Below are 16,989 nucleotides of genomic sequence, written 5' to 3'. Positions count from 1 at the left end.
TGTTTTAGTCCACAAAACTTGGTTTTTGATAACAGGCAATCCGGCGCTGCTTCTTCATAAGATCTTGTTTAATGCCCACGTTAAAGTTTATTTCAGGCTTATCAACATTCAAGCCGGTAAATAATTCTGTCAATGTAGCCGTAATATCTTGCTCAGCCTTAGCTGCGTCATCACTTTTATAAGTAAAAGAAATAACGCCACCGTGTTGTGCGATACGGTAGTCAGATACCTGGGTTTGACATATATACATTGCTCGGCGTATCAAATCAGGAAAAATAGCAACTAGTGACCCGTTAGTCGAATGAGGTAACCACAACATATCATCCTCTCGCCCCTCAATTTTTTGTAATCGAGTAAAATGCGAACCACAAGGACAAGACGCTTTTTCTTCGATCAAAATATCATTTAAACGGTATCGAATAATAGGTAAAGTGCGTCGATTTAAGTCAGTGATAATGGGAGCAAAGCGACCACTCTCTTTATCTATCCATTCCTTTTCGACAATCAATATATCTTCATTAATATGTAAGTTACCATGAGAGCAACTAGAGGCAATATAGCCCTCAGTTGCTTGATATATCTCGTGCAATTTACAAGGAAAACGATCTTCTACTCTGTCTCTCATCGAATTTTCCAATACTTCGGCAACAGATATTATTTTATCCGGTTTAATAGTGCTCTGGTGTTTGGCAATAATATCAAGCACATGAGCTGGGGCATCAAAATATGAGGGTTATACGCTTCAAGCTCTGCGATTAAATCATCAAACGATTTGGTAAGATCAAAAAAACGAAAGTCCATAAATAGTCCGTTCGTCGACTCATAGAGGTTACTGTTAGCCCTTAGAAATAATGCAACCTTCTTTTTGCGAAAACTAAATGGGATGTTTTTAGCAATAATATACCCTGCCCACAAAGCTTGTTCACAAGGCGAGACGAGAAAAACACCTCTCTGATTACTAGTACCAGATGAAAGACCAACTGAAACCCCCTTAAGAACAGCGTTAAAATCACGGTCACTTTCAGCTTTAAGTCCGTGCTCTTCGCACTGTTTGAGATCTAACCCTACAGTATTAATTTCATCAAAATGAGCTAAAAATAACGGTTTATCGATTATTGGAAATTTACTTAAGGTTTGATTTTTAAATCTACTGTAAAAATGAGATTTATCTGCAACATGATTAATTAATTTTTGAAAGCGTTGCTGCTGTCGATTAGCCGTTCGTTCTTGCGAGGCAGTCCTACACTTGATAGCAATCATATAGCCATAAATAAAGTAGCAGGCCTGCTTAACTTTCCCCAGCATAAAAGGCCTTATAACTTTGGGTGCAATGTGAAGGTAAAAGCGTTAACTCTGAATTTTGACTATGTAACCGACTCAGCTTGTCTAGTGTGTCGTAGTACTCTCTCGTATTACTAAGAATTATCTGACTGATCGGGTGAGGATATCTCTGCTCTTTGATCGATTCAATGGACCAGCATGCATCACCAATCAAAAAAACGGGTTGTTTATTGCGATAGACCATCAAACCATAATGTCCATGGGCATGCCCAGGTAAAGCTATTGCTATTAGAGAGCCGTCATTAAATACATCATAGCCATATTGAAATGGCGATAACTTACCTGATATTTTTATGGTTTTACACTCTTCGATAAAAATAGTACGTTTAGAAAAGTCATCAGGTAATAAACTCAACAAGCTACCTTGCAATAGATTACCCAAACGAGATCCCTGCATTATGGTTTGTAAAGCCAATTTAGAACATATAAAACGAGCGTTAGGAAAGTCTTTCAAACCAGCAATATGGTCTGCATGAAAGTGCGATATATAAATATACTTAATATCTTGTGCTGCAATATTCTTCTTTGCTAACTGATTCACAAGGCGCTCTGAATCAGGAAGACACATCGGCGTTATCCAGCGATAAAAACGCTCTGGAAACGGCTGAGTAGCAGTCGTAAAGTGGTCGGCATATCCTGTATCAAATATAATATAGCCCTTACTCGGATGCTTTATTAAGCTGACAATCGAAGGAAACTCCGTTGGTTTCCAACTCGCCCCTTTTAACACCATCCTTTCTGGATGAAAGCAGTGACCTACTTTTAATAACTCTAACCTCATAGCGTTAGAATAACTCCGCCAATGCTTAAACCCGCAGAGGTTCCAAGCATTAGTACTTTATCTCCAAATTTAGCTTTACCTGATTGTCGCAACTCATGTAAACCAGATGGAAGAGAGACGGAAATTTGATTGCCTCGATCGTGGAGCAGGTTTATCACTTTTTCTGGCTTAATTCCCAACTTTTTGAAAAGATGTTTCATTGCTAGACCACTAGCCTGATGAGGAATAAGCCAATCAATATCCGCCAACGTCAGCTCTGTTTTGGCAAACAACTCATCCAAAAAAGGCCCTATAACGCTAACAACAGTACGGTAAAGCTCCTTACCCTGCATTTCAAAATAACAGTAAGGAGTGTAATCTTCATTAATTTTGCTAGGATGATTTAAACTACCGCCTCCTCGAACCTGGCAAAGATTAAGACCAACGGGGTATGTTTTAAATTGAGATGCAAGAATTGTTTGATTGGTTTCAGATTCTAGTGAGGGACTGGTCAAAATCAATGCAGCGGCACCGTCACCAAATAAACCAGCACATTCAATATCTTCCCAATTAAGAGCTGGCGAAGCCAAGTCACTCGAAACAACAGCAATGCATTTGTATTGTTTAGTGAGCAATAAAGATGATGCTAAGTCCATAGCTAACAAGCCACTAAGGCAGGTGGCATTTACATCAAAACCAGTAATCGGTTCAAGTAAATTTAACTCGGCAAGAATATTAGCAGCATTACAGGGAATAGCTCGCTCCATAGTACCTGAGGCAGCAATTAAGCAGTCAATATCACTAAGGCTTATATTGGCATCAATTGAGGCTTGATTCAGTGCCTCAACAGCCATAACAGAAGCGGTTTCTATCTGTGCAAAGTGTCGATAGGAAACCCCTGTTCTTTTAACAATGGTGCCCTTTTTTAAACCATGTTTTTTATCGAGTTCTTCGGACGAAACTTGTAAAGGAGGTAGATAGACTCCACTGCCTAAAATTTTAAAAGTACGCATATTTCAAATAGTTTCCAACGGTATATTCCTGCTCTATCGGTATTATCAGAGGAGTTAGGTATAGCTTTTAGCCCTATTTCAAAACGGCTTATTATAAGACTTTAAATGAGCATAGTAACACTTTGTAGATCACTTACAAACACATGTAATTAAGAGGATTTCGTTGACTTGATAGCCTTTAAAGCCCACACCAACGTAGGAAGCTGAGTATTCAGGTTAGACTTCCCAGATTTCACTAAGCCTATTTATAGAAAGATATCTAACTAATTGACTATTAAATCTATCTCGCTCTGTGCCCCTAAACGCCTCAGGAAGCTAAATCGCGAAGTATCCTAAAGTGCACTGACTAACGAAAATTAAAGTTATCACTATAACTGGTTACTCAAAATGAAACATTAGCTCCATCAAAATATCATTAGAAAAACGAGTAAATGTTCCGTTAGGCAATTGCTGCATATAACCAACTTACCTAAGTTCCAGCCTACCGACTAAAAAGTTTCCACAGAATTCAGCTGCCTCGTATTACTGCGTGAAAAGGCTGATGTTGCTAAGCATAAGAAAGAGATCAACAACCATCAATCAGGTATATCAACAAAGTATTTTCAGCTAACCTAACTATATATGCAGATTAAAATCAAATAATACTAACCACGTCACATTTTGGTGGTGTAAACCGTTCTATTACACCAAAAATAAATATTTATAGTCACTCCCGAACTGCAGCGAACCGCAGTATAAGGAAACAAAACTATGACTGATTTAAATGACTTTAATACACACGCAACAAACCTCAATAACTGGCAACCCATGACTAAGGTTGCCGAGGTTTTCCCTCAATTTACTCACACGCAATTAAAACGCCTGTTTTGGCAAAGACAACTACACCAAGGATTATCGACTTGTTACAAACAAGTGGGTAAACGTGGTTATGTTTGCTTGCCATTATTTGGCTTATGGCTAGCTGGAAAATTACCAGAATAAACCACGCAACGGATAAAAAATCCGACACTACCTCCCTATTTACAAGGCCTGCCAAGATATTAGGCGTAAACGAGGCGTAAATAGGGGGTAATTTGAAGGGAGAAACTATAAATACAACATTATTTTAGATAGCAAAATGAAACAAATATTGAAGGCCAGCAATCACACGTAAAAAGTTTAGCTAATACGCAACAATGAACAAGGAAAAATAAATGAAAGTATTATCAACGGCAGAAGTCTGTCAAATAACAGGCCGTCCATACAGCACGATATATCGATGGTGGAAAATTAAGAAGGTTTTCCCAAAACCAATATTACACCACGAGCGAGCTGTTGGGTGGCGTCAAGAGGATGTTGCAGAATGGATGCGAGGTAAACAACCTATGCGTTAACTCAGCAATGACTGTGAAAACGAATGAACGCAAATGAAATACTTTAATCTAGTTTGCTATGTTTATACCCAGTTCTATTAATCAGCTATTGATTAACTAATGCCTATGAACACTATGCATAAAGCTATTAATACAATGAAAACAACTGGGTATTTAATAATATCTATGGTCTTGATCGATTCCTGAAATGTCAAAATATAAAAGTGAAAACCCCATATACAGAACCAAAAACAAAGTGTTTAGAGTAAATAGCGGTAAGAACAAGCCTATTTTTACACATCAAATGAGGAAGATTATTGAGCAAATGGAAAATACTATCACTAAGCATAGTCGAACATTTATTGTCGTATTTGATTTACGAGTTGCCACTTTTTCGTCTGATAACAACGGTCTAAAAATATTATTGAGTAAACTGCGCTTTTACTTAAGACGCTATTACAACATAAAAAGACTAGGTTACACATGGTGTCGAGAACAATATAAATCATCGAAGCAACATTATCATATGGCATTAATGCTTGATGGTTCAAAAATACAATACCCCCACAAACTACTTAAAACAATAAGCAGTATGTGGCATGACATAACAGATGGCGGTCATTTATATACCCCAAAAAATTGTTACTACATGATAAAAAGAGGAGATCCATCATTTGAAGAAACTAAAGCCGAAGCAATTTATCGATTATCGTATCAAGCAAAAGTAAAAACAAAAGAAAAAAACACAGCAAGTACAAATGACTATGGCACGAGTCAATTGAAGCAAAACAAGTAACAGCTAGATAGCTTCATGGTATGCACTAAACAAATAAATACACATTATAGAGTAGATAAATAATAGGAGTCCTTATGGCAACACAATGGCACAAACTACATCAACAGTTTTTAACGGAGTATGCTTACTCAGGAATATCAGTAAAAGCATGGTGTAAAAAGGAGCAAATAAATTATGCAACAGCCCGAAGACATATAAAAATAAATGCGCAGATTATGCCCCCTACGGTGCGCACAATGCGCAGTGATGAAAATGTAAAAACTACGCATTTACCGCTTATTACAGAATCGAATAAGATCAAAAATCAATTAGTTAACGAAATTAACATTGACACTTCTACACACAAAACCACAGATAAAGAAGCCAGCGCCAAGAAACGAGTTGCATCATTGGCTAATCAGAATGCACGTACTTTTGGTCATTACAGTGAATTCATTACGACAAGCGAAGATGCTGTACGATATGCTTCAGCCGCAACGACGAAATTAAATGACGAACTGAAGTTAATGCGTATGCAGCTATCTAATTTAATGGTTGCCATCAAAATGGTTGAAGAAGAGCTACATAGTAATGCCTCCGTTGATCAAAAAATACCATTACATGAATCCTATGAAAAATACCAAACAGCTGCCAGCGTTAAAGTTGCTCGCATAGAATCATTAGAAAATTCAATTATTCGCAACGAAAAAATGAAAGTTGATATACAAAAAACCATTGTTTTAACAGAAAAAGCGCAATTAGAAGCTGATAAATTACGTGCAGAATCAAGTAATGGGAACACCCCCCTTCAAGATATTTATAATGAGATTCTAGCGATGGATAATGATGGTATGATGAATAATATGGACTATTGCATTAACTGTTCAGCCAAAAACAATAATAAGTAAACTACACTTTACTGGACTGTAACCAAATCAAACTCACCTATGCTCGGGGGGTATTGCCAATTAGCCCCTTATTTATCGGGCGTATGACGCCCCTTAGTGAGCTAGATTGATAGAGCGCTACAACGCAATATATACAATCAATTTCACATATTAAATACAACGAAAAAACATTATTTATGCATCAAAAAGCCCACATTTAACATAACAGTCATTTTGTGCATTTATATCTAACGTGTGCGTCTGGGGTCAAATATTGCTTTTTACCTAAAAAGAAAAGGCAATCCCCTCCCCAAAATAATCACGCATTAAGCCAAGGGCGACGCCCTCCCCCCCCATAATCCAACCTAATTAAGCTAATTCAGCGAACTATCACTCCATTTAACCAACTAATTAATAAGAACAATTAATCAAGCAAAGATCACGACCTGTGAGTTATTGTATTTTTTATTTAAAATAATCAGGTAAAAATGAAAAATTATACAGCCTAGTTAGCCACTCAGACACTTGAAATGTAGGCACCCATAACCAACAAAAAAAATAATCATAAAAATAAAGTAATTATCAACTTTATTTTTATGTGATATATTTGTTATTTAATTAACGTCCTCTATATGGAATTAAAATGAGCATGCATGACACATTTCGATTTAATGAAAATCAGCTTAAAACTAAACTTTTATATGATTTAAATCAAAATAAACTATTTAAAAATATAGACAGCATACCCGAACTTAATGGCGCGGCTGTGATTTATATTGATAGCAGTTATACCATCGTAGAATTGAGACCATTTATTCCTACTTGTAGTTTACACCCTATTAAAGTTGTATTGCGAGAACCTCCAAAAATGATGAGTCAAAGTGAATTTGCCGCACATTTAAAAGGTGGTCAAGGGAATATTAGAGAGTCAAAACTTGTAGAAGAGGTTGCTGGTACTGTTTTGAGTTGTGGCGCAGCTTTTTTAGGTTGGATCGTTGTGCTTGGCAGTAGTGCTGCGATTCCTTTGTCGGGCGGAACAAGCTCTGCAATTACTTATCTTGCTGTAGCCGCAAGTGCAGCTAGTTCTGCACAATGCTTCAATGGTATTGCGCGAAGTGGTCTAGAAGTAGCAGCCCCTCAAGTTAATGATTTTCTTGATTCACAAGAGTGGTATCAAAATATGACTACTGCCTTAGATATTATCTCACTAGCAGGAGCTGTAGCTGCTGGTGCCGCTACATTAAAAACCGTAAAGCTTTTAATGGCTAATAGTGGAAAAAGCGCTTCATCAATTTTAAAAGGGTTATCTCGTTCTGAAAGAAAACGATTAACTCAAGAAGTTATTCGTTTAAATAACCCTGGTGTATCGAACAAGCTATTAAAAAGTATGGTGAACAGTGGGAGTTTTCCTAAGCGCTATTCAGGCATACAAATAACACAGTCTCTTAAATTGCAGTTAAAAGATACCATTGGTGCTGCAATGAGTTTTTCAGGTAGTGGATTATCTGGTAATGTTAACTCTATCGCTATAGGGATATATGAGGAGTTAGCTCAATAATGACAAATCAAGAAGGAAAAACAAATTTTCTATTTCCGCCTTGGAAACTGATGAGTAGGTTTCTTTTAGTTACTATGCTAATTATTATCGGGACAGCTCTTTCAGCTGTTATGATTTTTTTTGAATACTTTAACATGCACCCCTCATGGTTATTTGGAGTCGGCTTTCCTGTCATTATTATTTTTTCCATAATAAATTTCAGGGTAATTCGAGGTTCTTTTTTTTGTACTAAAGCTCTAAAATATTACACGTATTTTTTGATAACTGTATAGGGTCATAAAGAATGAGATCTAAAGAGAGATATGGAATTTGGTGAAATTTTACGGTGGTATGTGGTTGAATAAGTAAGTGTGGTGATGATTTTGGCGATAGTTTTATTGTGGTGTTCTAACGGCTGTAAAGCCTGTTGTGGCTTAGTTTAGAGGGGGTCTCTTCTGTTTGATTGCGTGCTGTCCTGGTGCGCTTTAATCTTCCTTTTTGTAATATGGTTATTTGGTTAGATCGTGATCTTGTAAAAATGAGATCTTTTAATCTGATTTGGGGAAAATGCCGTTTAAAATGAGAAACGGCATTTTTCTGTTAAACAAATTTAATGAATGTTTAAACGCTGTTCTTACACATCTTTTGCGATGTGTACTACCTTGCCGATTACATCAAATTGTTCCATGTCTGCTTTTTTTATTTCCATTGGTGGGTAGTGAGAGTTATCGCTGATTAACAGGTAACTACCGAATAAATTTACCTGCACTCTTTTGACTACCAGTTGATCTTCAAGCCTAAATATATAGATATTGCCATCTACAGGTTTGTTTTCTGCTGTATGGACGATTAACGTATTGTTATCACCAATACTTGGCTCCATCGAATCACCTTTCGCCCATAAGGCAATTAGGTCTTGTGGCTTGAACCCCTTGTACTGCAACCACTTCTTACGAAACGCCAAATGTCGAGTAGGAATTTTTTCATCATTACCTACTGAACCAAATCCAGCTGAAACTTGCACGCTATACCCAGGTATTAGTACAAAATCATCAAAATCAGATGGTTCACCTACCGTTGGCGCTTCAAGGTATTCAACCCTTTCAGCTACTTCTTCACCTGTTGCTAGCCACTGAACAGATACACCACCTGCATTAGCGATTGCAATCAACCTTTCAAGATTTGGTGTTGATTCACCATCTATATATTTTCGCAAAGCTGTTGGAGATACTCCAGCTTTCAAGGCTAAAGAGCGAGCGCTGTTTGTGCCAATGATTTTATTTAAGCGCGACTGGAAACATTCAAGTTCACCAGGTTTACTTGAACGAGTGCATTCAAGTTCTTTTTTATCAGTCATATTCTTTTAATCCATTGATAAATATGCTTTTTTGCCTTATTTAAGAGCAAAAGAGACAGTTACTAACTTGAATGGGTTCGTGAATCTCGCATTCAAGTTCAAAAACAACTTGCAATTAAACCCATACAGGTTTATCTTAATTGAAATCGTAAGCAAATGAGTTCACGAAAACAGTTAAATCAAGGAGCAAAAAAAATGCAAGCATTAAACTCACATCAAAATACAAAGCAGGATATGCATCGTGCCGACATTATCGCTGGTCTAAAAAAACGTGGCACCAGCCTCGCAGCCCTAGCTCGTGCACAGGGTTATTCTTCATCTACTTTGCAAAATGCACTTAACAGCAAGTGGCCTAAAGGCGAGCGGATTATTGCCAACGCCCTTGGCCTTGAACCAGCTGAAATTTGGCCAAGCCGTTATAACAAACCTGCTTTCGGAGGTTGCCATGCTTAAAATTCAAGTTCTTACTGCAATAAATCGTATTGTTCGACCTTTGCAAGTTGCAATCGTCCCTCTCCAATCAGCACACCAAAGCGAGCTGGAAACGTTGTTGGTAACAGACACACAATGTCACGACGACCGCCTTGAGCCTCAAACTCATAATTCACAATCTCATTCATCCGCTGGATTGCGCTGCTCAACCTTGCATGAAGCGTTTGAACCAATCGGTAATCTACATCGCGCATCAACTGCCTCACGCTATCGCTTTCGGGTGCAGCCGTACCAAGACGCGTTGTGATTTCATACATGAAATTTGACCACTCTAATTCAGAAAGATCATGTTTGCTGTTAGGTGGCATGTCGATTCCATCAATGAAACGTTGTAATTCGATCTCTATTTCGCCAGCAAAAAATAGTGAGAGGGTTTCTTCTCTTGGTAAAGGCATTGATCTGGTTACAGGTGGTTTCATTTTTAACTTCCTTGGTTATAGGTGTGCCTAGAAGTATATAACAGTTAAGTGTTATAGCGAAAGATGTTAACGAAACAGTTAAAGGGATTAGTAAAATGAAATATTGGTTTTCAGCAACAGAGTTATGTGAGGTGCCTAACCTGCCTAGCACTGTGCAGAACATAAATGCAAAAGCCAACAAAGAGCAATGGCAATCTCGTCCTCGCTCTGGTCAAGGTGGTGGTAAAGAGTTTCACATCGACTCATTACCAACCGAAACACGCGCTCATTTAATGCTTCAAGCATCACAAATTGAAGTGAATGGCACTGTGTTTGACCTACCGAAAAAAGACAGTAGCGAATTAAGTTACTGCCCTGAAGCGCTCTGGTATAGCTATGAAAAAGCAACCAGTAAGCATAAAGAAAAAGCACAGCATAAGTTTACTATTGCCTGTGCAGTCGCAGACTTACGTAGCCAAAACATTCCTATTAAAAATGCATTAGAGATGGTGGCTGAAAAGTTTGAATCTAGTGTGGGGACCGTTCGTCGTACTTTCTATACCGTTGATGGTTATGAACGTTGCGATTGGATCACCTTATTTGTTCCCAAATATAAAGCGCGTAAAGCAGCATTAGATGCAGAATTTACACCTGAAGCATGGGAGTTTTTAAAGGCTGATTATTTGCGCCTTGAGCAACCTTGTTTAACAACAAGTATCGAACGCACCATTATTGCAGGTGAAGATAAAGGTTGGGTTGTACCATCGGAATCTTCCATTATTCGCAAAATAAAGCGTGAAATCACCAAAGATGAAATCGTGCTACTTCGTGAAGGCGAGCATGCACTGATGAGCCTTTACCCATCGCAACGCAGAACGGTTTTAAACATGCATGCAATGGAGCATATCAACGGTGATGGTTACCAACACAATGTGTTTGTTCGTTGGCACAATGGTGAAATTGTTCGCCCTAAAACATGGTTTTGGCAGGACATTTACAGCCGTAAAATTGTGGGTTACTACACCGATATATCAGAAAACACCGACTCTATCCGCCTTGCTTTAATGAGTGTGATTGAACAGTACGGCATCCCGAAAGAAGTCACGATAGATAACACCCGTGCTGCCGCCAATAAAAAAATGACAGGTGGCGTTAAAAACCGTTACCGCTTCAAAGTCAAAGAGGATGACCCAAAAGGGATCATTCCGTTACTTGGCATTAAATTGCATTGGACAAGCATCAACTATGGCAAAGGTCACGGCCAAGCAAAACCGATTGAGCGTGCTTTTGGTGTGGGAGGTCTTGAAGAGATGATCGATAAGCACCCATTAAATGCGGGTGGTTATACAGGCGCTAACCCAATGGCTAAGCCTGACAATTACGGCTCTAAAGCGATTGCAGTTGATGCTTTTTTGCAATCAGTTGAAGCAGGTGTTGCTCAATTTAACGCACGTGCTAAGCGTGAAACTGAAGTCTGTATGGGGCTTTCCTCTTTTAATGAAGTGTTTGATGTGAGTTATCAAGCTTCACAAATCAAAAAAGCAACCAAAGAACAGTTACGTTTGTTAATGCTGACAGCTGAGAGCGTCACGCTACAAAAAGATGGCTCATTTACTCTGCAATCCGGTGGCACGATAGCTAATCGTAAAAACCGTTATAGCAACCTTGAGTTGATTGGAATGCAACTTAAAAGCAATAAATTAGAGATCCGCTTCGACCCAAGAAACCTACATAAAAGCGTGCTTTGCTACAGCCTTGATGGTCGTTTTATCTGTGAAGCTGAATGTATTGATATGGCTGGCTTTAATGATACTAGCGCTGCGCGTGAACAACATAGACACCGCACCCAATACACCAAAGCGACCAAGAAAGCAGCGCAAGCACAGCAAAAAATGGATATAGCAGAAGTGGCTGCACAAATGCCTGCTATTGAACCACCGCCACCGCCAGAAACAAAAATTGTAGAAATGTTCCAACAGGTGGGTAACACCCTACGTAAGCAGCAAGTAGAAGTAGATGAGCGGGAAGATGCATTTTGCAGAGCGATGGACTTAATCCAGCTAGGCGATGAGATATAAAAAAGCCTGCTTATAGGGCAAATATAAACAGGCTTTAAATAACAATTAACTTTCAATTAAGGACAATATTATGACAGAAGAAAATGTAATTTCAATTAACAGTAATGCCAATTCACTGCGTGAGTCAATTAACACGCTTATTAATAGCTCAAGCTACACACAGGCACAGATATCACGTGAAACATCGATTGGTAAAACACGCTTGTCGCAGTTTTTATCTAACAGTTATACCGGTGATAACGCGCCGATTATTAGCACATTAAGTCAATGGCTTGAGCTTCACACTAACAAACAAAGCGTCATGCCCAGTGCACCTGACTTTGTAAAAACAACGACTGCAAAGCAAGTTATTTCAACACTGCGTTATGCACAAGCGAGCCGTGGTGATGGTATGAGTGTCGTAATGGGGGCTCCTGGTGTTGGTAAAAGCGCAGCCGCTAAATATTACGCCGACAATGCACCAAACTGCTGGCTAGTCGTTGCTTCACCAAGTCTTTCTAGCCTTGTAGGTTTTTTCTATGAACTTGCAATGGAGCTAGGCATTGAGAACCCACCGCGTCGTGCTAACTCACTTTGTCATGTTATCCGCCATCGTTTAGAGGGCACTAATGGTCTGATCGTGATTGACGAAGCCGACCACCTGCAGCTAGAAGTGATTGAAGAATTGCGCGTGATGCAACAAAAAGTGGGTGTTGGTCTTGCGTTAGTAGGCAACCCAACGGTGTACGGCAAGATGGTTGGCGACTCTCGCAAAGTTGACCTTTCACGCCTTGAATCACGCATTGCAAAACGCCTTTCTATTCCAAAAGTAAAGCAAAGTGATATTACCTCTATCGCCACTGCATGGGGACTAACCAGTGATGTAGAGCTTGATCTTATTAATAACATTGCAGGAAAACGTGGGCAGTTAAGAAAGTTAAGTCACACATTACGCCTTGCTTCAATGATTGCCCAAGGTAGTAACCAGCGTATGAATGAATCACATATTCGATCTGCTTTTAACGACCTAAAACAAGAGGGAGCCGACCATGTTTAACCGCCGTTTACCTAAAATTCGTGGTGAGTTTATCGTCACCACAAGCAACGATCAATACCTGCTTGATGATGGCTTGCAGTATGAAATATCTGTATCAACAGAAACCGAGTTTGACCTTGATATTGATCTTGATGAAGATTTTAACGTGTGTGAAAAATTAGTGGTCACCTTCCGCCCGAACCGTGCAGGTTGGAAAAAAGCGTACCGCCGTTTACGTCAACAGTTTAAAGGACGTATTCAGTGCTTTGACAAGCGCGTACCACCTACATTAGCAACACGTTTACGTCATAAAAAAATGCTTGAGCAGTTTCACGGCATTAAACAAGGAGCCACACCATGTGCCTAGTTAACAAACTTTTTACTCAGCAAGGTTTTGAAGTGGTCAACGTGAGCCGTACAGGTAAACGCCCAATGGTTTTAGTGCGAGGCATTCCTCATCACTACCGAATTAAAAAAACAGCCTCTCACTGTACTGATGAGTCAGGCATTCAATACCGTCTTGGCATGTGGCTTGGTTGCCATGTTGCCGTTATCCAATAACCAATAGTGCAATCAAAGGAAAACAGCATGAAAGATGAAAAAAACAACATCCCAGAGGGATACCGTCGCAACGCTCACGGCAACCTCGTTCGTATCGAAAACATTAAACAGATTGACCTGTTACGTGATGAGTTAGTCCTGAAAATCGCTGAAAAAGCACAAGGTTTACAAACCCTTATTGCCGAGCATAAAGCCTGGGCGATGGGTGAAATTAACGCCTTTGTTGAGTTGAGCGCCAACGAGTACGACAAAACATTGGGTGGCAAAAAAGGCAATGTGACGTTGCATAGCTTCGATGGTGAGTTTCGCATTAACCGTTCAAAAGCCGATGTACGTCATTTTGATGAACGTATTCAAATAGCAAAAGAGCTTATCGATGAATGTATTCATAGTTGGTCAGATGGTGCAAACCCGAACTTAATGACCATGGTTGATATGGCCTTTAAGGTAGATAAACAGGGCAATATTGATGTTAACCAAGTGCTGGCATTAGGTCGCTTAGATATTCAAGACGATAAATGGGAACAGGCAATGAAAGCCGCACGTGATGCGATTCAGGTCACGGCTTCAATACCTTACCTGCGTATTTATCGACGTGACAAAAACGAAGAGTACCGCCCTGTGGTGCTTGAATATTCCAAACTTTAACCGAGCGAAACACGCTCACTTAATTTAGTGGTCGTGTCTGCCTAGCGTTGTGGCTGGGTACTGATGAGCAGCAAGGAGAATTTTATGAGCTTTAAGATAACAGCATTGCAGATTGCATATGAAATGCAGCGTAATAGAAAATTTTATACCCGTAGAGGGTTAGCAACAGATATGGGTATCCAATACCAGTATTCGGCAAAAATATTTAAAGAGCTGGAAGAAAACCCTATTTATATTATACGCATTCAGGCATCTCCCTACTCAATCAAAGTGCTGAAAATATCTGCAGCGGCGCCAAGCGTTCAATATGACGCAGCTAATAGCCGCGACGCATTAGCAAAATTACGCAAACGTTGTTGGGATTTAGCACTTGGCATGAATGCCTCTCAAGGAGTGTGAACATGGCTTACCCCGTATCAATCAAAACATTAATCACCAAAATCCACATAGCAAAAGGTCAGTTGGGATTAGATGACGACCTTTACCGTGCAATTTTAAAAGAAGCAACAGACAAAACAAGCTGCTCTGAGATGAACTTTGCTGAACTGATGATGGTATTGCATTCTATGGAAAAACGCGGGTTCAAAGCGAAAGCCCCAACGAATAAAAACGGTAAACGTTTCTCTCGCCCAAGCGACCAAACCGCTTATAGCCGTAAACCACAGGATAAAATTGTGGCAATTTGGATAACCATGCAACGTCATGGGTTTGTGAAAGATGGTAGCGAAACGGCGCTTGATAAGTTTATCAACAATCAAACCCGTCAAACGGGCATGTTTGCCGTTACTAGCTTACGTTTTTTAAGCCCACAACAGGCAAGTAAAATCATCGAAACGCTAAAAAAATGGCATATCAGAGAAATGACAAAAGCATTAACGCCACACGAAGTAGTGGGAGTCATGCCTTATGCAGATTTAGTTAATCATTTCAATAATATGTTCCCTGGGCGTGATAGTACCCACCCAAGGCATGATATAGATGCAGAGGATGAAAAATAATGAAGCTAGGTCGTTGCCCGATTTGTCGCACCCACCTGCATTTAGATGCGTTAATCAGCGATGATGCAGGTCGTGAATTATTGGGTGCAATCAGCAAACTTGATAAGCGTTTAGGGCAAGCCGTGGTGAGTTATATCAGCCTGTTTCGTCCTGAAAAAAGCGATTTAAGCAATGCCCGCGCTCATAAATTAATGACCGAAACGCTGGATTTACATAAAAACCCAGCGTGTTTGGCTAAAGCACTCAATGACACAGTGCAAAGTTTACATGCAAAACGTCAGCAACAGCTTAGTTATAACCAAGTGCCTAAACCGTTGGCTAATCATAACTACCTCAAGCAAGTGTTAAACACCATTCAAGGTGAGTTTACTGCCAGTTCAACGCCGGTTAAACAAGGCTCAAGTATCGAGATTAAAGAGTTTGGTGGTGCAGTGACCGATGCCGAAAACGATGCAAAGAGAGATGCTTTGTTTAAGAAATTCAACGCAAAAGTAGGAGTGAAAACCAATGCCTGAAGAGAACCAATTAAGCCTATTGGGTGAGATTGACGAAACCGAGTTGAACGCCCTCAATAAACAGCTTGAAGCGCTGAGCGACGACGATCATCAATGGTCGGTATTGCGCTGGCCAGAACGACTACAAACCTTATATGCCGTGGTATTGCGTGAGCTACAAAGCTTAACATTTGACGATAACAGCAAACATCGTTTAGCGGTCAGCATCATCACTGCGCAATCACACTATTTAGGGGGGCGCGAATTATACCTGCCAACCAACAAAACCTTAAAAGAAGCGTTACGCGACTTGCACATATTCAATCGTTTTAGAGGCAATAACATTAGCCAGCTAGCCCGAGAGCATGATCTCACGGAACGCACTATTTACGACATTCTTGCTAAACAACGCAAAATTCAACTTAACCGCAGACAGAAGAGTTTGTTTTGAAGAAAGCGGTTAGCCGTTAGTTGTTAGTTAAACCACCGCCCCTTCATTGGGGCTTTTTGGTGCAAACCCACCACTTTTGATGGGTGAAAATAGGAAATTTATATGACATTAGAGCAATTTGATAAAACTAGTTTTGGTGCATCAATGAAGTGCATTTATAAGGGAAAGGAAAGATTAATTGGAGGAGTTGAATTTGAAGAGCGATTAATTGGCCTTGTAAATGAGTGTGATGAAGATGACCGCGATTGGGTGAGGTGTGAAAATATTAAGTTGATTTAATTAACCAAATATTTCAGCCCCTTCATTGGGGCTTTTTGGTGCAAACCCACCACTTTTGATGGGTGAAAACAGGAAATGAATATGAAACATGAATTAATTGCTAAACAAGCAGAGGCACAACTAATAGAGTCCAAAGCCATCCAGGCTAATTTAGAAGACCGATTTGGCGCGACTATTCCAGTAGATGAAACCGTCAGCGTATCAGCTGCAAACCTTGCGTTCATGAATGAAATTGTCGCAGAGTATGCACAGTTAAAGCTATCACTCGTTAAAATGATGGATCTTAAAACGATAAAAGCAGGCGAATTAACATTAGAAGGAGTTCATGCTGATATATTTAAATTTGGAATGTCTACTGCACTTGAACTTGTTGGCTCTCCCTGCGTCGAATGACGAAATCTAACTAAACAGATTAACCCTCGCCCCTTCATTGGGGCTTTTTTATGTATTAAATTCTGTTTTACGTGTCATTTAATTTATTAAATAATTAATCTATGTATGATTAGATTCATTATGAATAAAAACAGTCTGCTTGTTCCATACAAGGATATAT

At 39.5% G+C, this 16,989-nt stretch carries 23 protein-coding genes and 1 other RNA gene; 18 read left to right on the top strand and 6 right to left on the bottom strand.

What is annotated here, in order from left to right; translation table 11 throughout:
* Positions 1–4: 4 nt before the first annotated feature.
* The 4 genes from AB2N10_RS01975 to AB2N10_RS01960 are packed head-to-tail and all read right to left on the bottom strand — an operon-like array spanning position 5 to position 3,114.
* Positions 5–625 carry a hypothetical protein gene (locus AB2N10_RS01975; protein ID WP_369434228.1) on the bottom strand — a complete coding sequence of 207 codons (621 nt, stop codon included), beginning with the start codon at positions 623–625 and terminating at the stop codon, positions 5–7.
* Positions 626–654: 29 nt separating this feature from the next.
* Positions 655–1,305: a hypothetical protein gene (locus AB2N10_RS01970; protein ID WP_369434227.1), complete on the bottom strand. Its 651-nt coding sequence runs from the start codon at positions 1,303–1,305 to the stop codon at positions 655–657.
* Positions 1,289–2,122 carry an MBL fold metallo-hydrolase gene (locus AB2N10_RS01965; protein WP_354624880.1) on the bottom strand — a complete coding sequence of 278 codons (834 nt, stop codon included), beginning with the start codon at positions 2,120–2,122 and terminating at the stop codon, positions 1,289–1,291. The genes AB2N10_RS01970 and AB2N10_RS01965 overlap by 17 nt, the downstream gene beginning before the upstream one ends.
* A complete protein-coding gene (locus tag AB2N10_RS01960) occupies positions 2,119–3,114 on the bottom strand; it encodes a 3-oxoacyl-[acyl-carrier-protein] synthase III C-terminal domain-containing protein (protein WP_354624879.1) in 996 nt (331 codons plus the stop codon). The genes AB2N10_RS01965 and AB2N10_RS01960 overlap by 4 nt, the downstream gene beginning before the upstream one ends.
* 750 nt (positions 3,115–3,864) lie before the next feature.
* Between AB2N10_RS01960 and AB2N10_RS01955 the strand changes: the two genes are divergently transcribed.
* The 5 genes from AB2N10_RS01955 to AB2N10_RS01935 all read left to right on the top strand — a co-directional run bounded on the left by AB2N10_RS01955 (position 3,865) and on the right by AB2N10_RS01935 (position 7,686).
* On the top strand, positions 3,865–4,095 hold the full coding sequence (locus tag AB2N10_RS01955) for a hypothetical protein (RefSeq protein WP_354624878.1): 231 nt from the start codon (positions 3,865–3,867) through the stop codon (positions 4,093–4,095).
* Positions 4,096–4,307: 212 nt separating this feature from the next.
* Positions 4,308–4,487, top strand: a complete 180-nt coding sequence (locus AB2N10_RS01950) for an AlpA family phage regulatory protein (protein WP_354624877.1) — start codon at positions 4,308–4,310, stop codon at positions 4,485–4,487.
* A gap of 187 nt (positions 4,488–4,674) precedes the next feature.
* Positions 4,675–5,262, top strand: coding sequence for an inovirus-type Gp2 protein (locus AB2N10_RS01945; RefSeq protein ID WP_354624876.1), 588 nt, complete (start codon positions 4,675–4,677; stop codon positions 5,260–5,262).
* 74 nt (positions 5,263–5,336) lie between these two features.
* Entirely contained in the window at positions 5,337–6,149 is an 813-nt protein-coding gene (locus tag AB2N10_RS01940) for a cell division protein DivIVA (RefSeq protein WP_354624875.1), read from the top strand.
* A 622-nt stretch (positions 6,150–6,771) separates the two neighbouring features.
* Positions 6,772–7,686: a hypothetical protein gene (locus tag AB2N10_RS01935; RefSeq protein ID WP_354624874.1), complete on the top strand. Its 915-nt coding sequence runs from the start codon at positions 6,772–6,774 to the stop codon at positions 7,684–7,686.
* A gap of 613 nt (positions 7,687–8,299) precedes the next feature.
* Here the strand turns inward: AB2N10_RS01935 and AB2N10_RS01930 are convergent.
* A complete protein-coding gene (locus AB2N10_RS01930; protein ID WP_354624873.1) occupies positions 8,300–9,022 on the bottom strand; it encodes a S24 family peptidase in 723 nt (240 codons plus the stop codon).
* A 195-nt stretch (positions 9,023–9,217) separates the two neighbouring features.
* On the opposite strand from AB2N10_RS01930, the gene AB2N10_RS01925 reads away from it, so the two are divergent.
* The gene (locus AB2N10_RS01925) at positions 9,218–9,475 is read left to right on the top strand and encodes a helix-turn-helix transcriptional regulator (RefSeq protein WP_354624872.1); all 258 of its coding nucleotides are present in this window, start codon (positions 9,218–9,220) and stop codon (positions 9,473–9,475) included.
* Between the two features lie 11 nt (positions 9,476–9,486).
* Here the strand turns inward: AB2N10_RS01925 and AB2N10_RS01920 are convergent, their stop codons facing one another.
* Positions 9,487–9,933, bottom strand: coding sequence for a hypothetical protein (locus tag AB2N10_RS01920; protein WP_354624871.1), 447 nt, complete (start codon positions 9,931–9,933; stop codon positions 9,487–9,489).
* Between the two features lie 95 nt (positions 9,934–10,028).
* Between AB2N10_RS01920 and AB2N10_RS01915 the strand changes: the two genes are divergently transcribed.
* From AB2N10_RS01915 to AB2N10_RS01860, 12 genes are all read left to right on the top strand, one after another.
* Entirely contained in the window at positions 10,029–11,990 is a 1,962-nt protein-coding gene (locus AB2N10_RS01915; RefSeq protein ID WP_354624870.1) for a transposase domain-containing protein, read from the top strand.
* Between the two features lie 70 nt (positions 11,991–12,060).
* Positions 12,061–13,026, top strand: coding sequence for an AAA family ATPase (locus AB2N10_RS01910; protein ID WP_369434226.1), 966 nt, complete (start codon positions 12,061–12,063; stop codon positions 13,024–13,026).
* A complete protein-coding gene (locus AB2N10_RS01905; protein ID WP_354624868.1) occupies positions 13,019–13,372 on the top strand; it encodes a hypothetical protein in 354 nt (117 codons plus the stop codon). The genes AB2N10_RS01910 and AB2N10_RS01905 overlap by 8 nt, the downstream gene beginning before the upstream one ends.
* The gene (locus tag AB2N10_RS01900) at positions 13,363–13,566 is read left to right on the top strand and encodes a hypothetical protein (RefSeq protein ID WP_354624867.1); all 204 of its coding nucleotides are present in this window, start codon (positions 13,363–13,365) and stop codon (positions 13,564–13,566) included. Before AB2N10_RS01905 ends, AB2N10_RS01900 begins: the two co-directional genes overlap by 10 nt.
* Positions 13,567–13,593: 27 nt before the next feature.
* A complete protein-coding gene (locus tag AB2N10_RS01895) occupies positions 13,594–14,214 on the top strand; it encodes a DUF3164 family protein (RefSeq protein ID WP_354624866.1) in 621 nt (206 codons plus the stop codon).
* A 2-nt stretch (positions 14,215–14,216) separates the two neighbouring features.
* An RNA gene (locus AB2N10_RS01890) (hammerhead ribozyme type II) lies at positions 14,217–14,291 on the top strand.
* A gap of 7 nt (positions 14,292–14,298) precedes the next feature.
* Entirely contained in the window at positions 14,299–14,613 is a 315-nt protein-coding gene (locus tag AB2N10_RS01885) for a hypothetical protein (RefSeq protein WP_354624865.1), read from the top strand.
* Positions 14,614–14,615: 2 nt separating this feature from the next.
* The gene (locus AB2N10_RS01880) at positions 14,616–15,212 is read left to right on the top strand and encodes a regulatory protein GemA (RefSeq protein ID WP_354624863.1); all 597 of its coding nucleotides are present in this window, start codon (positions 14,616–14,618) and stop codon (positions 15,210–15,212) included.
* Entirely contained in the window at positions 15,212–15,727 is a 516-nt protein-coding gene (locus tag AB2N10_RS01875) for a hypothetical protein (protein WP_354624862.1), read from the top strand. Before AB2N10_RS01880 ends, AB2N10_RS01875 begins: the two co-directional genes overlap by 1 nt.
* Positions 15,720–16,157: a Mor transcription activator family protein gene (locus AB2N10_RS01870; RefSeq protein ID WP_354624861.1), complete on the top strand. Its 438-nt coding sequence runs from the start codon at positions 15,720–15,722 to the stop codon at positions 16,155–16,157. The genes AB2N10_RS01875 and AB2N10_RS01870 overlap by 8 nt, the downstream gene beginning before the upstream one ends.
* 102 nt (positions 16,158–16,259) lie before the next feature.
* Positions 16,260–16,436, top strand: coding sequence for a hypothetical protein (locus AB2N10_RS01865; protein ID WP_354624860.1), 177 nt, complete (start codon positions 16,260–16,262; stop codon positions 16,434–16,436).
* Positions 16,437–16,517: 81 nt separating this feature from the next.
* Positions 16,518–16,829, top strand: coding sequence for a hypothetical protein (locus tag AB2N10_RS01860; protein ID WP_354624859.1), 312 nt, complete (start codon positions 16,518–16,520; stop codon positions 16,827–16,829).
* Positions 16,830–16,989 lie beyond the last annotated feature (160 nt).

The organism is Psychromonas sp. MME1, from assembly GCF_041080865.1.
Classification (GTDB): Bacteria; Pseudomonadota; Gammaproteobacteria; order Enterobacterales; family Psychromonadaceae; genus Psychromonas.
Note: the sequence above shows the minus strand (reverse complement) of the source record. Positions and strands in the feature narration are given on the sequence as shown.

Bases quoted from the DNA above. Each gene is read 5' to 3' on its own strand.
- AB2N10_RS01975 (WP_369434228.1), bottom strand. From the start codon at position 625: ATGAGAGACAGAGTAGAAGATCGTTTTCCTTGTAAATTGCACGAGATA.
- AB2N10_RS01970 (WP_369434227.1), bottom strand. From the start codon at position 1,305: ATGCTGGGGAAAGTTAAGCAGGCCTGCTACTTTATTTATGGCTATATG.
- AB2N10_RS01965 (WP_354624880.1), bottom strand. From the start codon at position 2,122: ATGAGGTTAGAGTTATTAAAAGTAGGTCACTGCTTTCATCCAGAAAGG.
- AB2N10_RS01960 (WP_354624879.1), bottom strand. From the start codon at position 3,114: ATGCGTACTTTTAAAATTTTAGGCAGTGGAGTCTATCTACCTCCTTTA.
- AB2N10_RS01955 (WP_354624878.1), top strand. From the start codon at position 3,865: ATGACTGATTTAAATGACTTTAATACACACGCAACAAACCTCAATAAC.
- AB2N10_RS01950 (WP_354624877.1), top strand. From the start codon at position 4,308: ATGAAAGTATTATCAACGGCAGAAGTCTGTCAAATAACAGGCCGTCCA.
- AB2N10_RS01945 (WP_354624876.1), top strand. From the start codon at position 4,675: ATGTCAAAATATAAAAGTGAAAACCCCATATACAGAACCAAAAACAAA.
- AB2N10_RS01940 (WP_354624875.1), top strand. From the start codon at position 5,337: ATGGCAACACAATGGCACAAACTACATCAACAGTTTTTAACGGAGTAT.
- AB2N10_RS01935 (WP_354624874.1), top strand. From the start codon at position 6,772: ATGAGCATGCATGACACATTTCGATTTAATGAAAATCAGCTTAAAACT.
- AB2N10_RS01930 (WP_354624873.1), bottom strand. From the start codon at position 9,022: ATGACTGATAAAAAAGAACTTGAATGCACTCGTTCAAGTAAACCTGGT.
- AB2N10_RS01925 (WP_354624872.1), top strand. From the start codon at position 9,218: ATGCAAGCATTAAACTCACATCAAAATACAAAGCAGGATATGCATCGT.
- AB2N10_RS01920 (WP_354624871.1), bottom strand. From the start codon at position 9,933: ATGAAACCACCTGTAACCAGATCAATGCCTTTACCAAGAGAAGAAACC.
- AB2N10_RS01915 (WP_354624870.1), top strand. From the start codon at position 10,029: ATGAAATATTGGTTTTCAGCAACAGAGTTATGTGAGGTGCCTAACCTG.
- AB2N10_RS01910 (WP_369434226.1), top strand. From the start codon at position 12,061: ATGACAGAAGAAAATGTAATTTCAATTAACAGTAATGCCAATTCACTG.
- AB2N10_RS01905 (WP_354624868.1), top strand. From the start codon at position 13,019: ATGTTTAACCGCCGTTTACCTAAAATTCGTGGTGAGTTTATCGTCACC.
- AB2N10_RS01900 (WP_354624867.1), top strand. From the start codon at position 13,363: ATGTGCCTAGTTAACAAACTTTTTACTCAGCAAGGTTTTGAAGTGGTC.
- AB2N10_RS01895 (WP_354624866.1), top strand. From the start codon at position 13,594: ATGAAAGATGAAAAAAACAACATCCCAGAGGGATACCGTCGCAACGCT.
- AB2N10_RS01885 (WP_354624865.1), top strand. From the start codon at position 14,299: ATGAGCTTTAAGATAACAGCATTGCAGATTGCATATGAAATGCAGCGT.
- AB2N10_RS01880 (WP_354624863.1), top strand. From the start codon at position 14,616: ATGGCTTACCCCGTATCAATCAAAACATTAATCACCAAAATCCACATA.
- AB2N10_RS01875 (WP_354624862.1), top strand. From the start codon at position 15,212: ATGAAGCTAGGTCGTTGCCCGATTTGTCGCACCCACCTGCATTTAGAT.
- AB2N10_RS01870 (WP_354624861.1), top strand. From the start codon at position 15,720: ATGCCTGAAGAGAACCAATTAAGCCTATTGGGTGAGATTGACGAAACC.
- AB2N10_RS01865 (WP_354624860.1), top strand. From the start codon at position 16,260: ATGACATTAGAGCAATTTGATAAAACTAGTTTTGGTGCATCAATGAAG.
- AB2N10_RS01860 (WP_354624859.1), top strand. From the start codon at position 16,518: ATGAAACATGAATTAATTGCTAAACAAGCAGAGGCACAACTAATAGAG.